This is a genomic window from Pseudarthrobacter phenanthrenivorans, assembly GCF_036455295.1.
GTDB lineage: Bacteria > Actinomycetota > Actinomycetes > Actinomycetales > Micrococcaceae > Arthrobacter > Arthrobacter phenanthrenivorans_C.
The window spans coordinates 1-426 of the sequence record NZ_JAYXNX010000051.1; the positions used below are offsets into that span (position 1 = coordinate 1).

Here is a 426-nt window from a genome sequence, read left to right on the forward strand (position 1 = left end):
CCGCGGGTGAGGCGGCCTGCCAGGACGCCGGCGCCGGCGGCGAGGAGCAGGAATGTTCCGGGGCGGTTGCGGGCGAAGCGCTGGACTTCATTGAGAAGGTCGCCGGGCTCGCGGTTTTCCAGCCAGGTGGCCATGGAAGAGGTGCGTTCGGCTGCCTGGCGGACCAGGTCGCTGGCTACGCCCTGCTGGTCCGGGGCGGTGGCCATGCTGTGCAGCTGGCTGGAGATGTTGCGGATGCCTTCGGCGGCCTTCTGCTGCTGGGTGCCGGCCTGGGTGGTGAGTCCCGATTTGGCCTGGTGCAGCAGGTCCTGCGCGTTGGCCTTGGCCTCATAGGCCACGTTCGCGGCCTCGCTCTTGGCCGTTTCGGCGACGCCCTGGGCTGCGGAGGCAGCATGGCCGGCCACGTTCGAAGCCTCATCCTTGGCT

The 426-nt window shown here is 69.7% G+C and carries 1 pseudogene; it reads right to left on the reverse strand.

From position 1 onward, the window contains the following. Window positions 1-426 (reverse strand): annotated as a pseudogene (locus VXJ37_RS21075) (hypothetical protein); the annotation flags it as partial.